Source organism: Kitasatospora sp. NPDC002965 (assembly GCF_040611255.1).
Classification (GTDB): Bacteria; Actinomycetota; Actinomycetes; order Streptomycetales; family Streptomycetaceae; genus Kitasatospora.
Genome location: NZ_JBEXNT010000019.1, coordinates 38,992 through 64,858, shown reverse-complemented (window position 1 = coordinate 64,858; position 25,867 = coordinate 38,992). Strand labels below are relative to the sequence as shown.

The 25,867-nt window shown below is 72.2% G+C and carries 26 protein-coding genes; 20 read left to right on the top strand and 6 right to left on the bottom strand.

All coding sequences use genetic code 11. The features are described from left to right. Positions 1–266: 266 nt before the first annotated feature. The 4 genes from ABZY91_RS11200 to ABZY91_RS11185 all read left to right on the top strand — a co-directional run bounded on the left by ABZY91_RS11200 (position 267) and on the right by ABZY91_RS11185 (position 2,179). A complete protein-coding gene (locus ABZY91_RS11200; RefSeq protein WP_355401597.1) occupies positions 267–500 on the top strand; it encodes a hypothetical protein in 234 nt (77 codons plus the stop codon). Further along, entirely contained in the window at positions 484–996 is a 513-nt protein-coding gene (locus tag ABZY91_RS11195) for a DUF6879 family protein (RefSeq protein WP_355401573.1), read from the top strand. Before ABZY91_RS11200 ends, ABZY91_RS11195 begins: the two co-directional genes overlap by 17 nt. Further along, positions 993–1,832: a helix-turn-helix transcriptional regulator gene (locus tag ABZY91_RS11190; protein WP_355401571.1), complete on the top strand. Its 840-nt coding sequence runs from the start codon at positions 993–995 to the stop codon at positions 1,830–1,832. Before ABZY91_RS11195 ends, ABZY91_RS11190 begins: the two co-directional genes overlap by 4 nt. 104 nt (positions 1,833–1,936) lie before the next feature. Continuing rightward, positions 1,937–2,179 carry a DUF397 domain-containing protein gene (locus ABZY91_RS11185; protein WP_355401569.1) on the top strand — a complete coding sequence of 81 codons (243 nt, stop codon included), beginning with the start codon at positions 1,937–1,939 and terminating at the stop codon, positions 2,177–2,179. A 574-nt stretch (positions 2,180–2,753) separates the two neighbouring features. Here the strand turns inward: ABZY91_RS11185 and ABZY91_RS11180 are convergent. Beyond that, positions 2,754–2,978: a DUF397 domain-containing protein gene (locus ABZY91_RS11180; RefSeq protein ID WP_355401595.1), complete on the bottom strand. Its 225-nt coding sequence runs from the start codon at positions 2,976–2,978 to the stop codon at positions 2,754–2,756. Positions 2,979–3,227: 249 nt separating this feature from the next. On the opposite strand from ABZY91_RS11180, the gene ABZY91_RS11175 reads away from it, so the two are divergent. Continuing rightward, positions 3,228–4,445 carry a hypothetical protein gene (locus ABZY91_RS11175; RefSeq protein WP_355401604.1) on the top strand — a complete coding sequence of 406 codons (1,218 nt, stop codon included), beginning with the start codon at positions 3,228–3,230 and terminating at the stop codon, positions 4,443–4,445. Here ABZY91_RS11175 and ABZY91_RS11170 read toward each other — a convergent pair whose 3' ends face one another. After that, positions 4,446–5,774: a DUF2252 domain-containing protein gene (locus tag ABZY91_RS11170; RefSeq protein ID WP_355401567.1), complete on the bottom strand. Its 1,329-nt coding sequence runs from the start codon at positions 5,772–5,774 to the stop codon at positions 4,446–4,448. 189 nt (positions 5,775–5,963) lie between these two features. On the opposite strand from ABZY91_RS11170, the gene dnaE reads away from it, so the two are divergent. Then, entirely contained in the window at positions 5,964–9,497 is a 3,534-nt protein-coding gene (gene dnaE / locus ABZY91_RS11165) for a DNA polymerase III subunit alpha (protein WP_329952049.1), read from the top strand. 153 nt (positions 9,498–9,650) lie between these two features. On the opposite strand, the gene ABZY91_RS11160 is transcribed toward dnaE, so the two are convergent. Then, entirely contained in the window at positions 9,651–10,538 is an 888-nt protein-coding gene (locus tag ABZY91_RS11160; protein ID WP_329882125.1) for a LysR substrate-binding domain-containing protein, read from the bottom strand. Positions 10,539–10,610: 72 nt separating this feature from the next. Here ABZY91_RS11160 and ABZY91_RS11155 point away from each other — a divergent pair, with 72 nt between their 5' ends. From ABZY91_RS11155 to ABZY91_RS11130, 6 genes are all read left to right on the top strand, one after another. Beyond that, positions 10,611–11,513: a dihydrodipicolinate synthase family protein gene (locus tag ABZY91_RS11155; RefSeq protein ID WP_355401564.1), complete on the top strand. Its 903-nt coding sequence runs from the start codon at positions 10,611–10,613 to the stop codon at positions 11,511–11,513. A 112-nt stretch (positions 11,514–11,625) separates the two neighbouring features. Continuing rightward, on the top strand, positions 11,626–12,654 hold the full coding sequence (locus ABZY91_RS11150; RefSeq protein WP_329952051.1) for an aspartate-semialdehyde dehydrogenase: 1,029 nt from the start codon (positions 11,626–11,628) through the stop codon (positions 12,652–12,654). 256 nt (positions 12,655–12,910) lie between these two features. Next, positions 12,911–14,176: an NYN domain-containing protein gene (locus ABZY91_RS11145; RefSeq protein ID WP_355401562.1), complete on the top strand. Its 1,266-nt coding sequence runs from the start codon at positions 12,911–12,913 to the stop codon at positions 14,174–14,176. Between the two features lie 86 nt (positions 14,177–14,262). Further along, positions 14,263–15,261, top strand: coding sequence for an ABC transporter ATP-binding protein (locus ABZY91_RS11140; RefSeq protein WP_329882120.1), 999 nt, complete (start codon positions 14,263–14,265; stop codon positions 15,259–15,261). After that, a complete protein-coding gene (locus tag ABZY91_RS11135; RefSeq protein ID WP_329882119.1) occupies positions 15,258–16,070 on the top strand; it encodes an ABC transporter permease in 813 nt (270 codons plus the stop codon). Before ABZY91_RS11140 ends, ABZY91_RS11135 begins: the two co-directional genes overlap by 4 nt. A gap of 76 nt (positions 16,071–16,146) precedes the next feature. Beyond that, positions 16,147–16,935 (top strand): hypothetical protein, encoded by a 789-nt coding sequence (locus tag ABZY91_RS11130; protein ID WP_355401560.1) that lies wholly within the window; start codon positions 16,147–16,149, stop codon positions 16,933–16,935. A gap of 55 nt (positions 16,936–16,990) precedes the next feature. Here ABZY91_RS11130 and ybaK read toward each other — a convergent pair whose 3' ends face one another. From ybaK to ABZY91_RS11115, 3 genes are all read right to left on the bottom strand, one after another. Beyond that, entirely contained in the window at positions 16,991–17,485 is a 495-nt protein-coding gene (gene ybaK / locus ABZY91_RS11125) for a Cys-tRNA(Pro) deacylase (RefSeq protein WP_355401558.1), read from the bottom strand. 66 nt (positions 17,486–17,551) lie between these two features. Next, a complete protein-coding gene (locus tag ABZY91_RS11120; RefSeq protein WP_329882115.1) occupies positions 17,552–18,280 on the bottom strand; it encodes an LON peptidase substrate-binding domain-containing protein in 729 nt (242 codons plus the stop codon). 106 nt (positions 18,281–18,386) lie between these two features. Next, positions 18,387–19,967 (bottom strand): oxidoreductase, encoded by a 1,581-nt coding sequence (locus ABZY91_RS11115; RefSeq protein ID WP_329882114.1) that lies wholly within the window; start codon positions 19,965–19,967, stop codon positions 18,387–18,389. Positions 19,968–20,060: 93 nt separating this feature from the next. Here ABZY91_RS11115 and hisD point away from each other — a divergent pair, with 93 nt between their 5' ends. The 8 genes from hisD to hisF are packed head-to-tail and all read left to right on the top strand — an operon-like array spanning position 20,061 to position 25,836. Then, positions 20,061–21,368, top strand: coding sequence for a histidinol dehydrogenase (gene hisD, locus ABZY91_RS11110; RefSeq protein ID WP_329882113.1), 1,308 nt, complete (start codon positions 20,061–20,063; stop codon positions 21,366–21,368). Then, positions 21,365–22,465 (top strand): histidinol-phosphate transaminase, encoded by a 1,101-nt coding sequence (locus ABZY91_RS11105; RefSeq protein ID WP_355401555.1) that lies wholly within the window; start codon positions 21,365–21,367, stop codon positions 22,463–22,465. Before hisD ends, ABZY91_RS11105 begins: the two co-directional genes overlap by 4 nt. Positions 22,466–22,471: 6 nt before the next feature. Next, positions 22,472–23,065 (top strand): imidazoleglycerol-phosphate dehydratase HisB, encoded by a 594-nt coding sequence (hisB, locus tag ABZY91_RS11100; protein WP_329882111.1) that lies wholly within the window; start codon positions 22,472–22,474, stop codon positions 23,063–23,065. Next, positions 23,062–23,214, top strand: coding sequence for a hypothetical protein (locus ABZY91_RS11095; RefSeq protein ID WP_329882110.1), 153 nt, complete (start codon positions 23,062–23,064; stop codon positions 23,212–23,214). The genes hisB and ABZY91_RS11095 overlap by 4 nt, the downstream gene beginning before the upstream one ends. Positions 23,215–23,248: 34 nt before the next feature. After that, positions 23,249–23,884: an imidazole glycerol phosphate synthase subunit HisH gene (hisH, locus tag ABZY91_RS11090; RefSeq protein WP_355401553.1), complete on the top strand. Its 636-nt coding sequence runs from the start codon at positions 23,249–23,251 to the stop codon at positions 23,882–23,884. A 22-nt stretch (positions 23,885–23,906) separates the two neighbouring features. Next, complete coding sequence (priA, locus tag ABZY91_RS11085) at positions 23,907–24,632, top strand: bifunctional 1-(5-phosphoribosyl)-5-((5-phosphoribosylamino)methylideneamino)imidazole-4-carboxamide isomerase/phosphoribosylanthranilate isomerase PriA (RefSeq protein ID WP_329952054.1); 726 nt, start codon at positions 23,907–23,909, stop codon at positions 24,630–24,632. Further along, complete coding sequence (locus ABZY91_RS11080) at positions 24,629–25,069, top strand: Rid family hydrolase (RefSeq protein ID WP_329882107.1); 441 nt, start codon at positions 24,629–24,631, stop codon at positions 25,067–25,069. The genes priA and ABZY91_RS11080 overlap by 4 nt, the downstream gene beginning before the upstream one ends. Continuing rightward, a complete protein-coding gene (gene hisF, locus ABZY91_RS11075) occupies positions 25,066–25,836 on the top strand; it encodes an imidazole glycerol phosphate synthase subunit HisF (RefSeq protein ID WP_329882106.1) in 771 nt (256 codons plus the stop codon). Before ABZY91_RS11080 ends, hisF begins: the two co-directional genes overlap by 4 nt. The last annotated feature ends 31 nt before the right edge of the window (positions 25,837–25,867 follow it).

The following is a 25,867-nucleotide window of genomic DNA, read 5'->3' as shown; positions in this document are numbered from 1 at the left end:
GCCCGGCCCCCCGCCCCGCGCGGGGTACCGGCCCGCCTGCGTGGCCCACGCCGACGGCGGCCGTGCGGTGGGGCGGTGAGGGGGCCAGGGGCGGGGACGAATGCGCCGACTGCGGTTCGGACCTCGAAGTGGGCGGAAGCCGGGGAGGCTGTGCTGAGCCGCCGAGGAGCTCGGGTCGTGATCATTAGTCGATGACGTGCATAGTCGCGGTTATGCGTGGACGGTCTGCGCCCGGCGTCGCTAGCTTGGCTGTCAGCTGGTCAACCATGCTCGGCCCAAGGAGGCTTGACGTGTCCGGACGTGCAGTGCTCACTCGGCTCACAGGTAGCGGCAGTGGCGAGTGCGGGGAGAAGGACTGTCCCAACGTCTACCGGACGGAAGCGGGGTCGTTCGTGGTTCAGGGCGAGCTGTCCGAGGCCTTTGCCCCGCCCGTGGGCGAGGGGCTGGTCGAGATTCCCGAGAGCGTGTTGAGGGAGGCGTTCCGTGCTCTTGGCTGGTGATGCCTGGGAGCAGTGCTTCGACTCCATGCGGTTGGAGGCGTGGAGGCTCGAAACGCTGCCCGCCTACGCCGTGCCACAGGAGGCGGAGAAGCTGGCGCGCTTCCTGGACGGAGAGAATTCCCCCGATGACTATGAGTCCGGCTGGATGAGTGAAGTCCGGCAGTGGTCGGCCGAGGGGAAGAAGGTCGGGAGGGTCCATGTTGTCACTCGCCCACTCTCGGACTACCTTCGTTTCGAGTTCGATCACTACTACCGGCATCATGTCACTGCCGGCGAGGGTATTCGAATCCTCGATGTGACCGACCGGGAGAATCCCTTGGTGGGTGCTCAGGACTTCTGGATGTTCGACAGGTCAAAAGTCGTCCTGATGAATTACCGGGCGGACGGGACGCAGATCAGCCGAGAACTCTTCGATGGTGATCCCGCGCCCTTCATCGAGTATCGGCGCATTGCTGTTGCGGAATCCGTGCCGTTCCTGGAGTACGTCGGGTCGTGACGCTCCACCCGGAGCAGCTGGGCCGCTCGAAGCAGGAACTGGCTGCGACATTGAAAGAGCTGCGACAGCGAGCCGGGCTCTCAGGGGCCCGGCTCGCTGTGCGCTGCAACATGTCGCAATCCAAGATCTCCCGGATCGAGAACGGGAAGACTCCGGCGAATCCGGTAGATGTCGAGCAGATCCTCCGCGCTCTGGATGCCCCGCCGGACGTGCTCGCCAGGGTGGCGGAGCTTGTCCGCCTGGCTCACACCGAGTGGCAGGACCTCCGATCGCTCCGGCGTAGAGGCCTCCAGTACAAGCAGCAGGAACTGGCCGGCATGGAGGCCGGCACCGTCGAGTTCAGGTACTTCCTGCTCTCGATGATCACCGGCCTGCTGTCGACTCCCGAGTACATCAGGGCCAGTCTGGCCCACCTCGGCGGGGACCAGAGCCGGCTGATCGCGCGGAAGTTGAGCCGCCAGGAGGTTCTCTATGACGCCCGAAAGCGGTTCACTTTCCTGTTGTCGGAGATGGCGGTAAGGTGGCCGCTGATCTCGGCTCCGGCTATGGCTGTGCAGCTGGATCGGCTTGCGTCCGTTTCGAGGCTGCCAAATGTCCGGATCGGCGTCATCCCTTTGCGGGGCCGCATGCCCGTTGCTCCAATGGACACTTTCACCATTTATGACAAATCCCTCGTCACGATCGAAACCACCAGTGGAGTTCTGGTGATTCGAGACCCGAGGGATGTGGTCATGCATGTGGAGGCTTTCTCGACGATGGAGAGCTACGCACTCTTCGGTGGAGATGCTCGGGCGCAGCTCGAACGATGGTCGGATGATTTTCGCCGTGGCGCCTAGCGAAATTATGCGGTCACGTGAATAGCCGTGGATCGGGCCGCTGGTTGGACCTATCTTGGTGGCGCGGGGAATTCTCGCTCGAATTCACCAGGAAGGTGTAGGCGATGAGTGAGCGCAACCTCTACGAACTCGACCTGTCGAGGGTCGAGTTCTACCGTGCGTGCGGCGGCAACCAGGGAGGGGGCGACGACACCGAGACCTGCGTGACTCTCGGCGTCGTGCCGGACGCCCCGGGCGTGTTCGCCCTCAGCGACAGCAAGCGTCCGGACGGGCAGCCGTTGCTCTTCACTGTCGAGGAGTTGAGCGCCGCGGGGATCGATCCTCTGAGGTTCGGCCTGTCGCTCTGAGTGCTGCTCGGTCCGATGCCAGCCCTGGCCGCCCGAAGTGCTGCGGGCGGCCAGGGCAGCAGTGTCTTTGAGGAGAGGCGCAGTTGCATTATCACGGCTATGAGTGGGCTGGTGATGGCCGACTGTTGGCGAAGGAGTCGGAGCGTAGGCCGGTGGAGGGCGGAGGATTCCGGTACTCGGAGCTTCCACCGATGATGACGGGCTGGTGGTTGCAGCGGCCAGTCAGTCAAGTGCGGGGTACCTGGGCGACTGTGGGTGATGCAGTCGCGTGGCTGGCGGCTCGATACCGCGAGCACTTGCCGGAGGGTGACCACTGGTTGCCGCTGGCGGAACGCCGTCAGGCTGCAAGTGAGCAGCTGGCTGTTGGATCCGACGCGGTGTGGTCCTGTTGGGTGTCGGACAGCCGGTGGTCGGGACAGTACGTGATCGTGTGTCCCAACAGGATCTGGCCAGGGCTTCCGTGCCCGACCAGGCGTGCCACCTCAGTTGTGAGTCCAGGAATGCAAGGGTAGGGCCCGGCCGCCTTCGTCGTGTGCGACGAAGGCGGCCGTATCGTGTCGGAACCGGAGGAAGTTCAGCGCAGGTGGTCGAAGGCGCCGGCCTTGGCGCCGTCGACCATGGCGCGGATCTCGGAGCGGGTGTAGGCCAGCGGGGTCGGTGGGGGGTTCTTGGAGTCGCGGACGGCGACGAACTCGCCGATCACGCCGAACGCGACGCAGTTGTCGCCCCCTCCGCTGAACGGGGACTTCTCCCAGGCGACATCGGAGAAATCGGTCTCGGCGGGATCGGGCTTGTTGATCCCGTGCGACTCTCCATGAGCATGATGGTCAGCCGCGGGTAGGTCTCGGGTGGGCCGAGCGCCCGAGCCCGTAGACGGTCGAAACTTCGGTGTAGTTCTTCGGCACGTGTGCTCCCCGCGAGCCCGGGGAGTGCGGGCGGGGCCTCGTTGTGGTGCGAGGGGTGTCGCGGTGCCGGTGGTGGGAGCCGATGCCGGACGGCAAGGTGGTCTGCGCCGTGGTGGATGTGCCGTGGAGGGGAGGATGGGGGGATGGTGATGAGTGAGGGGCGGTATGCGCCGGCGGCGACGTTGGCGGGGCTGGTGCAGCGGGGGCGGGGGCTGGGGGCGCGGATGGCCGTCGAGGATCCTGCGGCCGCTGCCGAGATCGTCTACGGCTGCGTCCGGTGGGACTGGCGGTGGGACTCGGTCGACCAGCGGGGGCTCTACCTGGCCCGGCTGGTGAGGGACTTGGAGCTGCCGCTGGGGCCGGTGGCGGAGGGGCTCGGCGCGGGGGAGGAAGCGAGCGGGCGAGCCGCGCGGGTGTTGGCGCTGCTCGCGCTGGACGGGTCGGGGGAGGCCCGGGAGTCGCTGCGGGAGTACGTGGAGGAGGGGGAGCACTGGGTCGCGGCGCTGGAGGAGATGGCGCACCGGTGGCCGGTGGAGTGGTGGGACGACCTGGCGGAGACCGGGCGGGAGCGGGCGGAGCGGGACCCGGAGGACCGCTGGGGGGAGCCGTGGTACCGGTGGGAGCTCGCCGGGCCCGGGCCGGTGCACGGGCCCCGGGAGCGGAAGCCGTTGGCGGACGTCGACAACGCCGGGCTGTTGGAGCTGCTGGCGGATCCCGGGGAGTCGGAGGAGCGCAGGACCGCCGCGCTCGACGTGATCGACGACCGGGGTCCGGAGCCCGGGGTGATCCCCCTGGTGCCGTCGCTGGGGACGGCGGACGGGAAGCACGTCCTGTGGCCGCTGATCGGGGTGGTCGAGAAGCTCGGGCCCCTGGCGGTGCCCGCCGCCCGGGAGTGGGCCGCCGTCACGGAGCCCGGATGGCTGCGGTTGCTGGGTCACGCGGTGCTGGCCGGGCACGGGACGGCCGAGGACGTCCCGGTGCTGGTCGCCGACCTGGAACGGGACTGGGTGGAGCGGCGGTGGTGCGGGCCGATGAGGACGGCCGACGGGCTGCGGCGGTTCGGGACGGCGGCCCGGGACGCGGTGTCGCTGCTCCGGCGGTTCTGGTTGTGGACGCCGCACTCGTACGAGCGCGTGCGCTACCTGGAGGCGCTGGCGGAGATCGATCGGACGGGCCTGGACAAGGTGTACCTGGAGTGTCTCTGGGACTGTGAGGCCGGGGCCCGGCTGCTCGGGGCGCGGCACGCGCCGGACCGCGCGGACGTCAGGGAGCGGCTCGCGTACCTGCGGGACGACGCGCTGGAGGAGCCCGAGGTCAGGGCCGCCGCCGGGGAGCGGTTGGCGGCCCTGACCGGCGGGTGATCAGAGGCCGGGGATGCGGCCGTTGCGGTAGAGGTCCACGAAGAGCTGGTGGTCGGCGCGGGCCCGGGCGCCGTAGGCGTGGGCGAAGTCGACGAGCATCGCGGTGAAGCCGGCCTCGTCCCGGGCGAGGGCTTCGTCGATCGCGTGCTCGGTGGAGAACGGCACCAGGGTGTGGCCGCTGGAGGACTCGTCGGCCGCCGCGTGCATGGTGGCGGTGGCCCGGCCCAGGTACCTGGTGACGGCGAGCAGGTCGGGCAGTTCGTTGAGGTCGGTCCAGTCGAGGTCCGTCGCGTACGGGGAGACCTCGGCGACCAGCTGGCCGCGGCCGCGCAGCGTCGTGTACCCGAGCCACGGGTCGCTGTGGGACTGGAGGGCGCGCTGGGAGATGACCGTGCGGTGGCCCTCGTGCTCGAAGTAGTCGGCGATGGTGGGATCGGTGACGTGGCGCGAGACGGCCGGGGTCTGCCCCTGCTTCATGTAGATGATCACGTCGTTCTCCAGGGCGTCGGTGTGCCCTTCGAGCAGGAGGTTGTACGACGGCAGGCCGGCCGAGCCGATGCCGATCCCCCGGCGGCCGACGACGTCCTTGACCCGCAGCGCGGCCGGGCGGGTGCGGGAGGCCGGCGGCAGGGTGGTCAGGTAGTCCTCGAACGCGGCCAGCACCTCGGTCCTGGTGGGCTCGTCGAGTTCGATCGCGCCGCCGCCGAGGCGGAAGCGGCGGTCGTAGCCCTCGACGACGGTGTCGCCGTCGAGGAGCGAGACCCGGGTCTGCACCCGGGCCTGCCGGAGGGTGTCGAGGACCGGGCCGGTGGTGGTGTCCAGGGTGTACGGGTCGGCGTCGCCGGTCGTGACGTGGGCGGAGATCCGGGCCCGGTAGGCGGTGGCGAAGGCGGTGACCAGCTCGGTGATCGTCGCGTCCGAGAGCGCCTTGGCGTAGCCGATCAGCGCGAGGGAGGCGGCGAGCCGCTGGACGTCCCAGGTGAAGGCTCCGACGTAGGCCTCGTCGAAGTCGTTGACGTTGAAGACCAGGCGTCCCTCGGCGTTCAGGTAGGTGCCGAAGTTCTCCGCGTGGAGGTCGCCGTGGATCCAGACCCGGCTGGTGCGCTCGTCGAGGAACGGCGCGCCGAAGGACGCGAACGGCTCGGTGGTGAGGTCCGCGTAGTAGAGGCCGGCGGTGCCCCGGTAGAACGCGAAGGCGGACGCCGCCATCTTCCGGAACTTGACCCGGAACGCCGCCGGATCCTGGGCGAGCAGGTCGCCGAAGGCTGTTTCGAAGACGCTGAGTACCGTTTCGGCACGGTCGGTGGCGGCGGGCTGCTGGTGAGGCATGGGCGATCCTTCGGGGCGCGGCGCGTGGCCGGAGGCGGGTGCGTCCGGAGGCTAGAGTAGGAGCGTGAACGCGTGAGTGCTGGTCCGGGCCCCGGGAGTGGCTCGGGCCGCAACTGTTTCCAGGCGCACTGCCCGTGACCTGCGCGTTCGCCGGCCAGCCAGACAGCACGAGCCTCCGGAGGCCCCGCCTTGAGCGACCAGCCGTACGCGCATCTGCACGTCCACACCGAGTACTCGATGCTGGACGGTGCCGCCCGGCTGAAGCAGTTGTTCAAGGAGGTCGAGCGGCTGGGGCAGACCCATGTCGCGATGACCGACCACGGCAACATGTACGGCGCGGCCGAGTTCCACAAGCAGGCCACCGCCGCGGGCATCACCCCGGTGATCGGGATCGAGGCGTACGTCGCCCCGGAGTCCCGGTCCAACACCAAGCGCATCCTGTGGGGCCAGCCGCACCAGAAGAAGGACGACGTCTCGGCGTCCGGCGCCTACACCCACAAGACCATCTGGGCCCGGAACAGGGAGGGCCTGCACAACCTCTTCAAGCTGACCTCGCGCTCGTACGCCGAGGGCTGGCTCGTGAAGTGGCCCCGGATGGACAAGGAGATCATCGCCGAGCACGCGGCCGGCCTGATGGCCACCACGGGCTGCCCGTCCGGCGAGGTGCAGACCCGGCTGCGGCTGGGCCACTTCGACGAGGCGGTCAAGTCCGCCGCCGACTACCAGGACATCTTCGGCAAGGAGAACTACTTCCTTGAGCTGATGGACCACGGCCTGGACATCGAGAAGCGGGTCCGGGACGGGCTGCTGGAGATCAGCAAGAAGCTGAACATCCCGCCGGTGGTCACCAACGACTCGCACTACACCACCGAGAGCGACGCCGGCGCCCACGACCTGCTGCTCTGCGTGCAGACCGGCAAGAACCTCTCCGACCCGGACCGCTTCCGCTTCGACGGCACCGGCTACTACATCAAGTCGGCCGCCGAGATGTACGGGCTGGACTCCTCGGACGCCTGGCAGGAGGGCTGCCGGAACAGCCAGCTGCTCGTCGCCTCCCGGGTCGACACCGCGGGCATGTTCGAGTTCAAGAACCTGATGCCGCGCTTCCCCATCCCGGAGGGCTTCGAGTCCGAGGCGGACTTCTTCAAGTCCCAGGTGTGGAAGGGCATGGACTGGCGCTTCCCCGAGGGTTACGACGAGGAGCACAAGAAGCTCGCCGAGTACGAGATGGACACCATCATCCAGATGGGGTTCCCGGCGTACTTCCTCGTGGTCGCCGACTTCATCATGTGGGCCAAGGAACAGGGCATCGCGGTGGGCCCGGGCCGTGGTTCGGCGGCCGGCTCGCTGGTCGCGTACGCGATGGGCATCACCGACCTCGACCCCATCCCGCACGGTCTGATCTTCGAGCGCTTCCTCAACCCCGAGCGCATCTCCATGCCCGACGTCGACATCGACTTCGACGAGCGCCGGCGCGGTGACGTGATCCGGTACGTGACGGACAAGTGGGGGTCCGACAAGGTCGCCATGATCGTCACGTACGGCACCATCAAGGCGAAGGCCGCCATCAAGGACTCCTCGCGGGTCCTGGGCTACCCGTACGCGATGGGTGACCGGATCACCAAGGCGATGCCGCCGGACGTCATGGGCAAGGGCATCCCGCTGTCCGGCATCACGGACACCAGCCACCCGCGCTACGGCGAGGCCGGTGAGATCCGCGGGCTGTACGAGACCGACCCGGACGTGCGCAAGGTCATCGACACCGCGCGCGGCATCGAGGGCCTGATCCGCCAGCCCGGCGTGCACGCCGCCGGCGTCATCATGTCCGCCGAGCCGCTGACCGACCACATCCCGGTCTGGACCCGGCACACCGACGGCGTCACCATCACGCAGTTCGACTACCCCACCTGTGAGGGCCTCGGCCTTCTCAAGATGGACTTCCTCGGCCTGCGCAACCTGACGATCATGGACGACGCCGTCAAGGCGATCGAGAAGAACAAGGGCATCAAGATCAACCTGCTTGATCTGCCCCTGGACGACAAACCGACCTACGAGCTGCTGGCGCGCGGCGACACGCTCGGCGTCTTCCAGCTCGACGGCGGCCCCATGCGCTCGCTGCTGCGCCTGATGAAGCCCGACAACTTCGAGGACATCTCCGCGGTGCTGGCGCTGTACCGGCCCGGTCCGATGGGCGTCAACTCGCACACCAACTACGCGCTGCGCAAGAACGGCCAGCAGGAGATCACCCCGATCCACCCGGAGCTGGAGAAGCCCCTGGAGGAGATCCTCAAGCCGACGTACGGCCTGATCGTCTACCAGGAGCAGGTGCAGAAGGCCGCGCAGATCCTGGCCGGCTACTCGCTCGGCCAGGCCGACCTGCTGCGCCGGGCCATGGGCAAGAAGAAGAAGGAGATCCTGGAGGCGGAGTTCGTCCCCTTCCAGCGGGGCTGCCGCGAGCACGGCTACTCGGACGCGGCGATCCAGGCGGTCTGGGACGTCCTGGTCCCCTTCTCCGGCTACGCGTTCAACAAGGCGCACACGGCCGGGTACGGGCTGGTCTCGTACTGGACGGCGTACCTCAAGGCCAACTACCCGGCCGAGTACATGTCCGGCCTGCTGACCTCGGTCAAGGACGACAAGGACAAGTCGGCGGTCTACCTCAACGAGTGCCGCAAGATGGGCATCCAGGTGCTCCCGCCGGACGTCAACGAGTCGGACTCCGACTTCACCCCGCACGGGGACACCCTGGTCCGCTTCGGCCTGACCGCCATCCGCAACGTCGGCGGGCCGGTCGTCGAGTCGATGATCCGGACCCGGAAGGCGAAGGGGAAGTTCGTCTCCTTCCCCGACTTCCTGGACAAGGTGGAGTCGGTGGTCTGCAACAAGCGGACCGTGGAATCGCTGATCAAGGCGGGTTCGTTCGACTCGCTCGGGCACACCCGCAAGGGCCTGACCGCGCAGTTCGAGCCGATGATCGACAACGTGGTCGGGGTCAAGCGCAAGGAGGCCGAGGGGCAGTTCGACCTCTTCGGCGGCGACGCGGACGCCGACGAGCCGAGCTTCGGGCTGGACGTCGTCTTCTCCGAGGACGAGTGGGAGAAGTCGTTCCTGCTGACCCAGGAGCGGGAGATGCTCGGCCTGTACGTCTCCTCGCACCCGCTGCACGGCATCGAGCACGTGCTCTCCGACAAGGCGGACTGCGCGGTCGCCGACCTCGCCGAACGGCCGGACGGCACCATCGTCACCATCGGCGGCATCATCTCGGGCCTCCAGCGGAAGATGACCAAGCAGGGCAACGCCTGGGCGATCGCGACGGTCGAGGACCTGGCGGGCTCGATCGACTGCATGTTCTTCCCGGCCAGCTACCAGCTGGTCTCCTCGCAACTGGTCGAGGACGCGGTGGTGTTCGTCCGCGGCAAGCTGGACAAGCGGGAGGACGTGCCGCGGCTGATGGGGATGGAGCTGTCGGTTCCGGACCTGTCCAACGCGCACGCCGACGCGCCGATCATCATCAACATCCCGAGCGTGAAGGTGACGCCGCCGCTGGTGGCCAGGCTCGGCGAGGTGCTGAGCAGCCACCGGGGGACGACCGAGGTGCGGGTGCGGCTGGAGGCGCGGGACAGGACGACCGTGCTGCGGCTGGACCGGCACCGGGTGAAGTCGGATCCGGCGCTGTTCGGGGACCTGAAGCAGCTGCTCGGGCCGAGCTGCCTGGCCGGCTGACCGGCCCTTGACCGACCGACCGGCCCTTGACCGACCGACCGGCCCTTGACCGACCGACCGGCCCTTGACCGACCGGCCGGGCCGCGGCCGGCCCGGTGCGGCCGTGGGTCGAGCGGGGCGTCCACCCTTCCGGGGGTGGGCGCCCCGGCGCGTTCAGGCCGAGCCGCGCAGCCCCGGCGGGACGGCGGTGTACAGGGCCGAGACGAACGCGGAGATCGCGGGGTGGGCCCCGGCGCCGGCTCGGAAGGCCGTCCGGGTGCGGCGGTACATCGGCAGCCGGGTGAGGGTGACGCCGGGCGGCGGCTCCGCGGTGCCGAGGTGGGGCACCAGGGCCACGCCCTGGCCCGCCGCGACCAGGGCGAGCACGGTGGCGAAGTCGTCGATCTGGTGGCGGATCCGGGGCGCGAACCCGGCGCTCTCGCAGGCCCGGACGGCCATCGTGTGGCAGAGGGTGCCGGCCGGGGCGAGGATCCAGGGCTCGGTGCGCTGGTCGGCCACGCTGCCCGGACCCCGGGCCGCGAGGTACATCGGCTCGGTGAAGACCGGCCGGGTCACCGCCAGCCCCGGCTCCGGATCGGCCGGGACCAGGTCGTACTCGTGCACCAGGGCGACGTCCAGCTCCCCGGCGCGCAGCGCCGCCGCCACGGCGGCCGGGTCGACCTCGGTGACCATCGGCTCCAGCCCCGGGTGCCAGCCGGCCAGTTCGGCGAGCAGGGCGGGGATGATCGCACGGGCCGCCGACGGGTAGGTGCCGATCCGGAGCGGGCCGGCCAACCCCTCACGGGCGTGGGCGAGTTCGGCGTCGGCCTGTTCCAGCCGCTCCAACACCGCCTCGGCGTGCCGGACCAGGTTCAGGCCCGCCGGGGTGAGGGCGACCCGGCGGCCGGTGCGTTCGAGGAGCGGGACGCCGGCCTCCTTCTCCAGGACGGACAGTTGCTGGGACACCGCCGAGGGGCTGAACGAGAGCGCCTCGGCGACGGCGGCGATGGTGCCGAGGTGGGCCAGTTCGCGCAGCAGGCGCAGGCGTCGGACGTCGAGCATCGGCTCAGCTTACGAGAAGCCTCGGAAATGTGAACTGGACCTGTGCGATCGGCCGGCCGCAGGATCGTCGTCATGGAACACACCACGGCTCTCCACGGCATCCACGTCCCGCTGATCACCCCCTTCGCGGCCGACGGCTCGGTCGCCCTCGACGCGCTGGAGAAGCTGGCCGGCTCGCTGCTGGACGCCGGCGCGGCCGGGCTAGTGGCCCTCGGCACCACGGGGGAGCCGGCCACCCTGGACGACGCCGAGCGGCGCGCGGTCGTCGAGGTCTGCGCGGCGGTCTGCGCCGACCGGGGCGCCCGGCTGCTGGTCGGCGCCGGCGGGCCGGACACCCGGGCGGCCGCGGCGGAGCTGGCGGGGCTCGCCGGGCGGGTGCCGGGCGTGACCGCCGCGCTGGTCACCGTGCCGTCCTTCGTGCGGCCCGGCGAGGCCGGGACGGTCGCGCACTTCCGGGCGCTGGCCGAGGCGAGTTCGGTACCGCTGGTCGTCTACCACATCCCGTACCGGACCGGGCAGGACCTGTCGGCCGGCGCGCTGCTGGAGCTCGCGGCCCTGCCGGGCGTGGTGGGCGTGAAGTACGCCACCGGCGGGGTGGACCAGGCCGCGGTGGAACTGCTCGCGGCCGCGCCGGAGGGGTTCGCGGTGCTGTCGGGGGAGGACGCCTTCCTCTCGCCGCTGCTGGCCCTGGGTGCCGCCGGTGGTATCCCCGCAGCCGCGCACCTGGCCACCGCGCGCTTCGTCGAACTGGTGGAGGCGTGGGAGGCCGGGGACGCGGCACGCGCCCGTGCGCTGGGCCACCGGCTGACCGGGCTGGCGCTCGCCGCCTTCGCGGCGCCGAACCCGTCGGTGGTGAAGGGCGTGCTGCACGCGCAGGGGCGGATCCCGACCCCGGACGTCCGGCTGCCGCTGCTGCCGGCCGGGCCGGCCGAGGTCGCGCGGGCCCTGGAGCTGGCGACTGGTCTGGACCACTGAGGGGTCCGGGCCTCTCACACCGTGGAATACCAGGCCGGATTCCGCCCGTGACAAGGCATGATGGGCGGAGTGTTGCGGCTGTGAACAGCACGATCAAGAGGAGTAGTCGGAAATGAAGATCGGCATTGTCGGGGCCACCGGTCAGGTCGGCGGCGTGGTCCGCGAGATCCTGGCGGAGCGGAACTTCCCGGTGGAGCAGCTGCGGCTGTTCGCCTCGGCCCGTTCGGCCGGACGCACCCTGCCGTGGCAGGACACCGAGGTCACGGTCGAGGACGCGGCCACGGCCGACTACACCGGCCTGGACATCGTGATCTTCTCCGCCGGCGGCTCCACCTCCAAGGAGCTCGCCCCCAAGGCCGCCGCCGCGGGCGCCGTCGTCATCGACAACTCCTCCGCCTGGCGCCGCGACCCCGACGTCCCGCTGGTCGTCTCCGAGGTCAACCCGCAGGCCATCGCCGACCGGCCCAAGGGCATCATCGCCAACCCGAACTGCACCACCATGGCCGCCATGCCCGTGCTGCGCCCGCTGCACGACGAGGCAGGACTCGCCGCCCTGGTCGTCTCCACCTACCAGGCGGTCTCCGGCAGCGGCGTGGCCGGCGTGGCCGAGCTGCAGGACCAGGCCGCCAAGGTGGTCGACGGCGCCTCCGCGCTCGCCCACGACGGCTCCGCGGTCGAGTTCCCCGAGCCGCAGGTCTACAAGCGCCCGATCGCCTTCAACGTGCTGCCGCTGGCCGGCGCGATCGTCGACGACGGCTCCAACGAGACCGACGAGGAGCAGAAGCTCCGCCACGAGAGCCGCAAGATCCTCGGCATCCCCGGCCTGAAGGTCGCCGGCACCTGCGTGCGCGTCCCGGTCTTCTCCGGCCACTCGCTGCAGATCAACGCCCGCTTCGAGCGTCCGATCAGCCCCGAGCGGGCCGCCGAGCTGCTCGCCGGCGCCCCCGGCGTCGAGCTGAGCGAGATCCCCACGCCGCTCCAGGCCGCCGGCCGCGACCCGAGCTTCGTCGGCCGCATCCGTGCCGACGAGACGGTCGAGAACGGCCTCTCGCTGTTCGTCTCCAACGACAACCTGCGCAAGGGCGCCGCGCTCAACGCCGTCCAGCTGGCCGAGCTGGTCGCCGCCGAACTCAAGGGCTGACCCGGGGGCCGGGCACCCGGCACCACCGGTACGAAGGGCCCCGCCGAGCCGGCGGGGCCCTTCGACCTGTTGCGGGACCGCGACGGACCGCCGAGGTTCGGCCGGCGAACCAGGGGGAAAAGGTGACCCAACGATCGGGCGGTTGCGGGTACCCCCTCACCCCCTCCCCGCCCGGGAGCCGGGCGGACCGCGCCCACCACGGAACCGCCGCCCCCGGCGGAGCCGGACCCCGAGGGCGAGCGGAACGAGGTGCGCGATGGACCGCTGTGTCGTCCTGGTGGACGCCGGATACCTGCTGGGCGCCGCCGCCAGCCTGCTCGCCGGAGACCCGTCGCGGTCCAAGATCTCCGTCGACCACACCGCGCTGATCGCCGCCCTGCGCGAGCGGGCCGAGGCCGAGACCGGCCTGCCGCTGCTGCGCATCTACTGGTTCGACGCCGCCCCCGAGCGGCGCCCGATGCCGGAGCACCGCCGCCTCCGGGTCCTGCCCCGGGTCACCGTCCGGCTCGGCGCGCTCACCCGGGCCGAGGGCCGCTGGGTGCAGAAGGGCGTCGACGCGGCGATGCACGCCGAGCTGTCCGAACTCGCCCGCAACCGGGCCTGCGCCGACGTCGTCCTGATCACCGGGGACGGGGACCTGCTGCCCGGCATGATGTCCGCCAAGGAACACGGCGTCGTCGTCCACCTCTGGGCGCTCCAGGCCGCCGACGGCGACTTCAACCAGTCCGAGGACCTGGTCGGCGAGGCCGACGAACGGCGGGTCCTGGACCGCGAGTGGATCGAGGGCTCGTTCAGCCTCCGCGAGACCTCCGCCGTCTTCCCCGCTCCCGGCCCCCGCCACGAGATCGTCAAGATCCTCGCCGCCCCGCCCACCGCGCCCCCCGCCGCCCTTCCCGGCACGCTGCCCGGCTCGTTGCCCGCCGCCGCGTCGGTCGCCGTCCGCCCGGCCGCAGGCGCTCCCGCTCCCGCCCCCGCCGCCGTCCCGGTGGCCAACGGCCGACCGCAGTCGGCCACCGCGCTCAAGGTCGTCCCCACCCCCAAGGACCTCGCCGGGCGCAGCGTCGACCGGCCGGCCCCCGCGGCCCACCACCAGCAGGCCGGTCCGGTGCTGCGCTGGTCCTCCGACCGCGGCTGGGTCGACCGGCCCGTCCCCGAACCGGCCGTCACCGCCGGCGACGGCCTGCCCACCCTCGCCCAGCTCACCACCGCCGAACAGCGCTGGGCCGACCGCGAGGAGGACATCACCACGATCGGCGGCGACGCCCACGAGGTCGGCCAGGTCTTCGCCCGCCGATGGACCGGGCGGCTCGGTGACGTCGAACGGCTCACCGTGCTCTGGCCCGACTACCCGCGCATCCCGCACCGGGTCGACGGCGAGCTCCTCCGCTACGCCGCCCGGTTCGGCCTGCTCGCCCACAAGGACGACCAGATCGACGAGCACGACCGGTACGCGATCCGGGCCGGCTTCTGGAAGGAGCTCGCCGCCCGCGTCCCCGGTGGGGAGCTGGTCGTCGACGACTGACCTGCCGGGACGACTGACCTGCGAAGGGGTGGCGGAACGGGCCCCCTTGTCCGGTTCGCCGGTTGCACCGCGTAGAGTCGTCGGTCGTGAGCGAGACGGCCGGGCGGGCACCCCAGAAGACCTCGCCGTGCTGCGCCGTGCGCGACCTCGTGAGGACGTACCGCGCCGGGCGCGGCGCCGCCGCCACCGAGATCCGGGCCAACGACGGCATCACCCTGACCGTTCGGCAGGGGGAGATCTTCGGGCTGCTCGGACCCAACGGCGCCGGCAAGTCCACCCTGGTCCGCCAGCTGACCGGACTGCTGCGGCCCGACTCCGGTTCGATCGAGCTGCTCGGCCACGACGTGGTCAAGCACCCCGAGCGGGCCGCCAGGCTGCTGGGCTACCTCGGGCAGGAGTCCACCGCGCTGGACGAGCTGACCGTCGCCCTCGCCGCCGAGACCACCGGCCGGCTGCGCGGCCTCGGCCGGGCGCAGGCCCGGGCGGCGGCCGACGAGGTGATCACCGAGCTGGCGCTGGAGCCGCTCGCCCACCGGCCGCTCGCCAAGCTCTCCGGCGGCCAGCGCCGGCTCGCCTGCTTCGCCGCCGCCCTGGTCGGTGACCGGCCGCTGCTCGTCCTCGACGAGCCCACCACCGGCATGGACCCGATCGCCCGCCGGGCCGTCTGGGCCGCCGTGGAGCGGCGTCGGGCCGAGCGGGCCGCGACCGTGCTGCTGGTCACCCACAACGTCATCGAGGCGGAGACCGTGCTGGACCGGGTCGCCGTGGTCGACGACGGCCGGATCATCGCCTGTGACACTCCGGGCGGCCTCAAGGCGCTGGTCGACGGCGACGTCCGGCTCGACCTGGTCTGGCGGGACGAGGCGCCGCTCGGCGTCCCCGCCGTGGCCGCGCTCGCGGAACGGGCCGAGCGCACCGGCCGCCGCTGGACCGTCCGCACCACCCCCGAGCAGGCCCGCGAACTGGTCGCCGCCGTCACCACCGGCCCGGCCTTCGCGGCCCTGGACGACTTCACTCTGGCCACCCCGAGCCTTGAGGACGCGTACCTCAAGCTGGGCGGCCGCCACGGAGGACTGGCCAAGTGACGCTGCTCTCGGCTCCGCCACGGACCGCACCGGCCACGGGCGGCGGGCCCGCCCCGCTCGCGCCGGCGGCCCGGCTGCTGCCCGCCCTCGCCGCGGTCTACCGGGCGCAGCTGGCGCGGGCCCGGGTGGCGCGGATCCCGCTGCTGTTCGTGGCCACCTTCCAGTCGCTCGGCATCCTGGTGATGATGCGGGGCGTGGTCGACGCCGGGCAGACCTCGGCCGCCCGGTACGTGGTGGCCGGCTCCAGCGTGCTGGTCGTCGCGTTCGTCGCGCTCAACCTGCTCGCCCAGTACTTCGGCCGGCTGCGGGCCACCGGCGGCCTCGACCACTACGCGACGCTGCCGGTGCCGGCCGCCTCGGTGGTGCTCGGGGCGGCCGCCGCGTACGCCTCGTTCACGCTGCCCGGGACGCTGGTCACGGCGGGCGCGGGCGCCGTCATGTTCGGGCTGCCGCTCGGACAGCTGTGGGTGCTGCTCGCGGTGGTGCCGCTGGCCGGTGCGGCGCTCTCCGGGCTCGGAGCGATCTGCGGGCTGCTCGCGCCCCGGCAGGAGCTGGCCACCATGCTCGGGCAGCTCGGCATGTCGGCCGCGCTGCTGCTCGGCGTCCTGCCGGTCGACCACCTGCCGCAGCCGGTGCTCTGGATGCGCGACCTGCTCCCCTCCACGTACGGGGTCGAGGCGTTCGCACGGACCTTCGAACCGGACCCGGACTGGGCGGCGGTGCTCGGCGACCTGGCGGTCTGCGCCGGGGTGGGCGTGGTGTCGCTGGCGGCCGCCACGTGGGCCTACCGGCGGGCGACCCGGCGGTAGGCGCGGCCCGCGCCCGCCGGGCCGGGGTGCGCGGGTGGCGCGGTCGCCGCGGCGGCGGTCGTGAAACGATGGCACCGTGACCGTACCGAACACACCTCCGGATCCCGCGCGAGCCGACGCCGACGCCGTCGCGGACGCCGTTCCCGATCCGTACGCGCCGCCGCGGGCCCCGGCGCCGGGTTCCTACCCGGTGCTGGACCTGGTCTCCGCGAAGCGGTCGAACGAGCCCTCCCTGCAGCGGTTGGCGCCCGAGCTGCGGATCGGTGCGATCACGGTCCTGGCCTGTCTGGTGCTGGGCGTGGCGATGGCCGGGCTGTGGGCCTGGCTGGCGCCCAAGGTGCCGCTGGTGGTGGACGGCAACAAGATCCTCTACGGCGACCCGGAGGGGGAGCAGCGGGCCGGCGCGGACAGCGTCTTCGTGCTGATCGGGCTGGGCATGGGCGTGCTGACGGCGCTCGGGGCGTTCCTGGTCACCCGCAAGCGCGGCGGCGGGATCGCCGTCGCCCTCGGGCTCGCCGTCGGCGGGCTGCTCGCCTCGGTCGGCGCCTGGGGGCTGGGACGCTGGCTCGGGCCGAGCCGCGACCTGATCGCGGAGGCCCGGCGGGTCGGGAACGGCGGGCACTTCCGGGCGGACATCGACCTCGGTGCGTACGGGGCGGTGCTGGCCTGGCCGATGGCGGCGATGGTGGTGCTGCTCGCGCTGTCGGCGGCGTTCGGGAAGCGCGAGGAGGACCCGCCGCCGTACTGGGCGGGGCCGTACGGCGCGCCGGTGCCCCCGGAGGGCGCGGGGCAGGCGTTCCCGGGTCACCCGGGTCACCCGGAGCATCCGGGGCCGGTGCCGCCGGAGGACGGGCGGCGGGGCTGACTCCCCCGGGCGCTCCCCGGGCGCTCCCTGTGCGCTCCCGGGGCCCTGAGGGGCCTCAGCGGGTGATCGGGGCGGTGCGCGCCGCGGTGAGGGTGATCAGGTCGGCCGGGGCCAGCTCGACCTCCAGGCCCCGGCGGCCGGCCGAGACGTAGACGGTGGGATGGGCGAGCGCGCCGTCGTCGACGACGGTGCGCAGCGGACGGCGCTGACCCAGGGGGGAGATGCCGCCCAGGACGTAGCCGCTGCTGCGTTCGGCCGCCGCCGGGTCGGCCATCACGGCGCGCTTGCCGCCGACGGCGGCGGCCAGGGCCTTGAGGTCGAGCCGGCCGGCGACCGGGACGACGCCCACGGTGAGGACGCCGTCGACGTCGGCGACCAGGGTCTTGAAGACCCGGTCGGCCGGGACGCCGAGGGCCTCGGCGGCCTCGCCGCCGTAGGAGGCGGCGGCCGGGTCGTGCGCGTAGGCGTGGACGGTGAACGGCACGGCGGCGGTCTCCAGGGCGACGGTGGCAGGGGTGCCCTGGCCGCCCTTCTTCGGCTTCTTGGCCATGTGCGGGTCTCCGGTGGACGGGCTGCCCGGTCCCGGGGCCGCCCGGGTCGGGCCGCCCCGGGCCGGTCAGTTGGGGCTGAAGGACTGGCGGGTGAGGTCGGCGGCGGGCAGCGAGGGGAGCCAGCCGAGCACGGCCGTCTCGCGGCGGAGCAGGTCGAGTTCGAGGCGCAGCCGCTGGGCGTTGTCGGGGGAGGCGAGCAGCTTCTGCTTGAGCGGGGTCTCCAGGACGGTCGCGGCGGCGACCAGGTAGGAGAGCACCTGGGGGTCGTCGGGCAGCTCCTGGCGGCCGACGGTGCTGGCCTCGCGGGCGCCGGCCAGGCGCTTCTGGTACGTCCGGAAGGCGCGTTCGACCTCGGAGGCGAGGGCGCCGGAGCCCTCCCCGGTGCGCTCCTCGATCGGCTCGGCCTCGCCGGTCAGGTACGGGCCGCCGGTGTCGGCCGAGCGGAGCCGGAACCGGGTGGTGCCGGTGACCAGCAGCTCGTACCGGCCGTCCGGCTGGGGCTGGACGGAGGTGAGGTCGGCGACGCAGCCGATGTGGTGGAGCGCCTCCAGCGGGTCGCCGGTGACGGTGCCGAGGCCGTTCAGCGGGCCGGCCGGGCCGTCGTCGGGGCGGACCGGGGCGACCTCGCGGCCGTCCTTGATGGCCAGCACGCCGAACCGCCGGGGCTGGTCCTCGGGCAGGGCGAGCAGGTCGGCGACGAGACGGCGGTAGCGCTCCTCGAAGACGTTCAGGGGCAGCACCAGGCCCGGGTAGAGCACGGTGTTCAGCGGGAAGAGGGGCAGCCGTTCTGTCACGGCGGACAGCGTAGTTCCCCGGGGCGGGCGGGCGCCCGGGGGTTACCGGCACGGGGCCCCGGCCGGGTGCCCCCACCCGTCCCGGGGGCCCGTGCCGGGGCCGGTTCTAGCCGCGCTGGAGCATCCGGCTGGCGCCGGCGGCGACGGTGGTGGCGAGCACCCACCCGACGATGACCAGGCCGGCGGCCACCCACTGGGAGGTCCCGCCGGGGTTCCAGCCCTGCTGGCCGAGGTCGACCACGGGCAGCAGCTGGCCGAGCGCGTAGAGCACCGGGTTCCAGTGCGGCCGCTCGTCGGCCTTGAGCGGCTGCAGCTCGTGGGTGGCGAAGTAGAGGCTGCCGAGCGCCCAGGCGAGCAGCAGCCAGAGGGCGGCCCGGTTGGGGCGGAAGCCGTAGCCGACGGTGGCGTCCTGGATCCGGCCCCAGATCCGGGACGGCAGCGGCAGGGTCTGCCGGCGGCGGCGCTGCTTGGCGTAGAGCACCTCGCGGGCGTCGTCGTCGGCGCCGTCCCGGCGCAGGGCGGCGGCCAGCTGCTCGTACGACTCGGGCTGGAAGTCGACCGAGGAGCCCTCCAGCCAGGCGATCCGCTGCCGGACGGTGAACGGCACGGCCGGGCGCAGGCACTCGTAGGTGAAGCCGGTGAGGCCCAGGTGGCGGCCGTGCGGCCAGGCCTCGGGGGAGTCGACCAGGTTGCCGATCCGCGCGCGGGAGAGCGAGACCGGCCCGGTGGGCGGGGTGCGGCAGGTGAACCGCAGCTCGGGGGTCTGGATCCGGCGCAGCGCGAGCTCGTCCCCCTCCCCGAGGTGGAACTCGGCGCCGGAGATCAGGCAGGCGTTCTCGAACCGGCCGTCGGAGAGCCGGACCCGGCCGTACGCGCGGAACGGGGTGCTGGAGGCGCTGGGCGGGATGACCTGGCCGTAGCCGGAGCCGTAGTAGGACTGCGAGTCGGTCCAGCCCCGGTCCGCCGAGCTGCTCAGGTACAGCGTGTGGCCGACGGTTATTCGCGGGGCGTTGAGCGCGTTGGGGTTCTCCGGGACGGCCTGCAGCCGGGCGCCGCGCAGCGAGAACCGGCCGCCGATCCGGGCGGTGCGCAGGCTGATCTCGCCGACGGCCTCCAGCCGCTCGGCCTCGAAGTCCTGGCTGACGGCGAGGCCGTCGGCGGACAGCGCCCGGCCGAACCGGTCGCCGCCGAGCACGGCCTGGTTGAGCAGCAGGTCGGTGCCGATCCGGGCGTCGGTGAGCCGGACCCCCTGCGGGAGGCGGCAGCGGGCCAGGTGCAGGTCGCCGGAGGTGGCGAGCCGGGAGGCCTCCAGGCGCGGGATCAGGCAGCCGACGAAGCGCACCGTGCCCGCCTCGGCCTCGGACATCAGGACCTTCTGCTCGAACCGGCACTCGTGCAGTTCGACGTAGTGGCTGATGGTGCCGCCGGCCAGCCGCAGCGGGCCGGCGATCAGGGCGCCGGTCAGCTTGAGCGAGGCGACCCGGCCGGAGACGGCGGTGGGCCCGTCCAGCAACAGCCGGGAGAGCACCTCGGCGCGGACGGTGCGCCCGGGCCCCCAGTCGGCGTCGCCGAACGGGTCGTCCTGCTCGGCCACGCCGACCCGCAGGTCGTGGATCCGGCCGTGCCGGAACGCGTGCCAGAGCCCCTGCTCGGTCACCGTCCAGCCGTCGGGTGCCCGTTCGGTCATGGTTCCCCCCTGCTTCCCCCGGTCGTCTCGCTCTTCGTATCACGGACTGAAATGCGGGGCCGCCCGTTCCGGCCACTCCTTACACTGGGTGGCGTGATCTCTCGAATCGACCTCCGCGGCTCGCTCGACGACCCGCGTGACCTGCTGCCCCGTGCCGAGTTCGACGTGGCGGCCGCCCTGGAGACGGTGCGGCCGATCGCCGAGGACGTGCACCATCGGGGCGTACAGGCGCTGATCGAGATCACCGAGCGCTTCGACGGCGTGCGGCTGGAGACCACCCGGGTCCCCGCCGAGCAGCTCGCCGAGGCCCTGGAGACGCTCGACCCGAAGGTGCGCGCCGCACTGGAGGAGTCGATCCGCCGGGCCCGCACGGTGCACGCCGACCAGCGCCGCGAGGGGCACACCACCCAGGTGGTGCCCGGCGGCACGGTCACCCAGCGCTGGGTGCCGGTGGACCGGGTCGGGCTGTACGTACCGGGCGGCCTGGCGGTCTACCCGTCCTCCGTTGTGATGAACGTGGTGCCGGCCCAGGAGGCCGGTGTCCGCGGCATCGCGGTCACCTCGCCGCCGCAGAAGGCCTTCGGCGGCCGCGTGCACCCGACCATCCTGGCGGCCTGCGCGCTGCTCGGCGTCACCGAGGTGTACGCGGTCGGCGGCGCCCAGGCGGTCGCCATGTTCGCGCTCGGCACCGAGGAGTGCGAGCCGGTGAACATGGTCACCGGCCCCGGGAACATCTACGTCGCCGCCGCGAAGCGCTACTTCGCCGGCCGGATCGGCATCGACTCGGAGGCCGGCCCGACCGAGATCGCCGTCCTCGCCGACGACAGCGCCGACCCGCGCGAGGTCGCCGCCGACCTGATCAGCCAGGCCGAGCACGGCCCGACCTCGGGTTCGGTGCTGGTCACCGACTCGCCCGAGCTGGCCGAGGCGGTGGAGGCCGAGCTGAAGGTGCAGGTCACCCGGACCCGGCACAGCGAGCGGGTCGCCGAGGCCCTGGGCGGCCGGCAGTCCGGCGTCATCCTGGTCGACGACCTCGACCAGGGCCTCGCGGTGGTCGACGCCTACGCGGCCGAGCATCTGGAGATCCAGACCCGGGACGCCCACGCGGTCGCCGCCCGGGTCCGCAACGCGGGCGCGATCTTCATCGGCCGGTACACGCCGGTCTCGCTCGGCGACTACGCCGCCGGCTCCAACCACGTGCTGCCCACCGGCGGCTGCGCCTGCCACTCCTCGGGCCTGTCCGTGCAGACCTTCCTGCGCGGCGTGCAGGTCGTCGAGTACGACCGCGAGGCACTGGCCGGCATCGCCGCGCACGTCGTCACCCTGGCGGACGCCGAGGACCTGCCCGGTCACGGCGACGCGATCAAGGCCCGATTCGACTGGAGTGTGCCGGGCGCGTGAGCACCATCGACTCCCTTCCCATCCGCGACGAGCTGCGCGGGCAGTCCCCGTACGGCGCGCCCCAGCTCGACGTGCCCGTCCAGCTGAACACCAACGAGAACCCGTACCGGCTCCCCGAGGAGCTGGTGGCCCGGATCGCCGAACGGGTCGCCGAGGCCGCCCGAGACCTCAACCGCTATCCGGACCGGGACGCGGTCGAGCTGCGCGAGGGCCTGGCGGCCTACCTGACCCGCACCACCGGCTTCCCGGTCGCCCGGGCGAACGTGTGGGCCGCGAACGGCTCCAACGAGGTGCTCCAGCAGCTGCTGCAGACCTTCGGCGGCCCCGGCCGCACCGCGCTCGGCTTCGAGCCCTCCTATTCGATGCACGCCCTGATCTCCCGGGGCACCGGCACCGGCTGGATCTCCGGGCCGCGCAACGAGGACTTCACCATCGACCTCGACGCGGCCGTCGCCGCCATCGCCGAGCACCGGCCGAACGTCGTGTTCGTCTGCTCGCCGAACAACCCGACCGGCACCGCCGTCGAGGCCGACGTCGTGCTGCGGCTGTACGAGGCCGCGCAGGCCGCCCGGCCCAGCCTGGTGGTGGTCGACGAGGCGTACGTCGAGTTCTCGCACCGGGACTCGCTGCTGGAGCTGATCGAGGGCCGCCCCAACCTGGTGGTCACCCGCACCATGTCCAAGGCCTTCGGCGCCGCCGGACTGCGCCTGGGCTACCTGGCCGCCGACCCGGCGGTGGTGGACGCGGTCCAGCTGGTCCGCCTGCCCTACCACCTGTCGGCCGTCACCCAGGCCACCGCGCTGGCCTGCCTGGAACACACCGACACCCTGCTCGGCTACGTCGGCCGGCTCAAGGCCCAGCGCGACCGGCTGGTCGACGCCCTGCGCGGACTCGGGCTGGAGGTGACCGACTCGGACGCCAACTTCGTCCAGTTCGGCCGCTTCGCCGACACCCACGCCGTCTGGCAGGCCATCCTCGACCACGGCGTCCTGGTCCGTGACAACGGCGTCCCGGGGTGGCTGCGCGTCACCGCCGGCACCCCCGCCGAGAACGACGCCTTCCTGGACGCCGTCGCCAAAGTGATCAAGGAGCTGTAACCCCGCATGACCCGCATCGGACGCGTCGAACGCACCACCAAGGAGACCTCGGTCCTGGTCGAGATAGACCTCGACGGCACCGGGAAGACCGACATCTCCACGGGCGTCGGCTTCTACGACCACATGCTGGACCAGCTCGGCCGGCACGGGCTCTTCGACCTCACCGTGAAGACCGAGGGCGACCTGCACATCGACACCCACCACACCATCGAGGACACCGCCCTCGCCCTCGGCGGCGCCTTCAAGCAGGCGCTCGGCGACAAGGTCGGCATCTACCGGTTCGGCAACTGCACCGTGCCGCTGGACGAGTCGCTCGCCCAGGTCACCGTCGACCTCTCCGGCCGCCCCTACCTGGTGCACACCGAGCCGGAGACGATGGCGCCGATGATCGGCACCTACGACACCACCATGACCCGGCACATCCTGGAGTCCTTCGTGGCCCAGGCGCAGATCGCCCTGCACGTCCACGTGCCGTACGGGCGCAACGCGCACCACATCGTGGAGTGCCAGTTCAAGGCGTTGGCCCGGGCGCTGCGCTACGCCGCCGAGCGCGACCCGCGCGCGGCCGGCATCCTCCCGTCGACCAAGGGTGCGCTGTGAGCAAGTCTGCGATCGTCCTTCTCTTCGTCGGCCTCTTCCTGGCCGGCGGCGTGATCTCGTTCTGGAAGCAGAAGATCCCGAAGGGCGTCATCGTGGTGCTCGCGCTCGGCTCGGTGATGTGTCTCGTCTCCGGCCTGATGCGCCTGTAATCCGTCGAGCGACCGAAAGACTGGACACCTGAACATGGGCAAGAACGTCGTCGTGCTCGACTACGGCTCCGGCAACCTCCGCTCGGCCCAGCGCGCCCTGGAGCGCACCGGGGCGAACGTCACCGTCACGTCCGACTTCCAGACCGCGATGGACGCGGACGGCCTGCTCGTCCCCGGCGTGGGCGCCTTCGAGGCCTGCATGCGCGGGCTGAGGGCCGTCCGCGGTGACTGGATCATCGGCCGCCGGCTCGCCGGGGGCCGCCCCGTCATGGGCATCTGCGTCGGCATGCAGATCCTCTTCGAGCGGGGGGTCGAGCACGGCGTCGAGACCGCCGGCTGCGACGAGTGGCCGGGCACCGTGGAACCGCTGGAGGCGCCGGTCGTCCCGCACATGGGCTGGAACACCGTCGACGCCCCCGCGGACGGCCGGATGTTCGCCGGCCTCGACGCCGACTCCCGCTTCTACTTCGTGCACTCCTACGCGGTGCGCAGCTGGGAGCTGGAGGTCCACAGCGCGCGGATCAACCCCCCGCTGGTGACCTGGGCCACCCACGGCGAGCCGTTCGTGGCGGCCGTCGAGAACGGTCCGCTCTGGGCCACCCAGTTCCACCCGGAGAAGTCCGGCGACGCCGGCGCCGCCCTGCTGACCAACTGGGTCAGCACCCTCTGACGATCTGAGAGTTGCCAACACTATGAGCCGCCTCGAACTGCTCCCCGCCGTCGACGTCCGGGACGGCCAGGCCGTCCGCCTGGTCAAGGGCGCCTCCGGCACCGAGACCTCCTTCGGCGAGCCGCTCGCCGCCGCCCTCGCCTGGCAGAGCGCCGGCGCCGAGTGGCTCCACCTGGTCGACCTCGACGCCGCCTTCGGCACCGGCTCCAACCGCGAGCTGCTCCGCGAGGTCACCGCCGCCCTCGACATCAAGGTCGAGCTGTCCGGCGGCATCCGCGACGACGAGTCGCTGGCCGCCGCGCTCGCCACCGGCTGCACCCGGGTGAACCTCGGCACCGCCGCCCTGGAGAGCCCCGAGTGGGTCGCCAAGGTCATCGCCGAGCACGGCGACAAGATCGCCGTCGGCCTGGACGTGGTCGGCACCACCCTGCGCGGCCGCGGCTGGACCCGCGACGGCGGACAGCTCTTCGACGTGCTGGCCCGCCTCGACTCCGAGGGCTGCGCCCGGTACGTGGTCACCGACGTCAACCGCGACGGCACCCTGACCGGCCCCAACCTGCAGCTGCTGCGCGACGTCTGCGCCGCCACCGACCGCCCCGTGGTCGCCTCCGGCGGCGTCTCCTCGCTGGACGACCTCCGGGCGATCGCGACGCTGGTCGGCGAGGGAGTCGAGGGCGCGATCGTCGGCAAGGCACTCTACGAGCAGAAGTTCACCCTCGAAGAGGCCCTGGAGGCAGTGTCCCGATGAGCGAACCCCCGGCCGCGCGGCGGCTCGACCGAGTACCGGGCTCCTTCCCCCAGGAGGAGGAGTTCGGCTTCTCCCGAGCCGTCGCGGCCGGGGACTTCCTCTTCGTGTCCGGCGCCACCGCCCTCGACGTCGACGGCGTCGTCCACCACGAGGGCGACCCGTACGGGCAGACGCTCGCCGCCTTCGGGACGGCGCGCGAGGCCCTCGAACGGTTCGGCCTCACCCTCGCGGACGTGGTCCGCACCCGGATGTACGTGACCCACGCCCGGGACTGCTCCGAGGCCGGCCGCGCCCACAAGTTCCTCTTCGACACGGTCCGTCCGGCCGCCACCATGGTGGTGGTCGAGGGCCTGGTCGACTCCCGGATGATGGTCGAGGTCGAGATCGACGCCTATCGTGCCGGGCTCGCCAAGACTCTGGAAGGCAGACAGCAGTGACCCTCGCAGTACGTGTCATCCCTTGCCTGGACGTCGACGCCGGCCGCGTGGTCAAGGGCGTCAACTTCCAGAACCTGCGGGACGCCGGCGACCCGGTCGAGATGGCCAAGCTCTACGACGCCGAGGGTGCGGACGAGCTGACCTTCCTCGACATCACCGCCTCCTCCGGCGACCGCGAGACCACCTACGACGTGGTGCGCCGCACCGCCGAGCAGGTCTTCATCCCGCTCACCGTCGGCGGCGGCGTCCGCGCCGTCGAGGACGTCGACAAGCTGCTCCGGGCCGGCGCCGACAAGGTCGGCGTCAACACCGCGGCCATCGCGCGGCCGGAGCTGGTCCGGGAGATCGCCCGGCGGTTCGGCCGTCAGGTGCTGGTCCTCTCGGTCGACGCCCGGCGCTGCCCGCCCGGTACCGAGACGGAGTCGGGCTTCGAGGTCACCACGCACGGCGGGCGCCAGGGCACCGGCCTGGACGCCGTCGAGTGGGCCGGGCGCGCCGCCGAGCTGGGCGCGGGCGAGATCCTGCTCAACTCGATGGACGCGGACGGCACCAAGGACGGGTACGACCTGGAGCTGATCCGGGCCGTCCGCAAGACCGTCTCGGTGCCGGTGATCGCCTCGGGCGGCGCCGGGAAGCTCGCCGACTTCGCCCCGGCGGTGGAGGCCGGTGCGGACGCGGTGCTGGCCGCCAGCGTCTTCCACTTCGGCGACCTGCGGATCGGCGAGGTCAAGAACGCGCTGCGGGAGGCCGGGCAGCCGGTCCGCTGAGGGCGGGCCGGGCACCCGGCACCCCGGGACT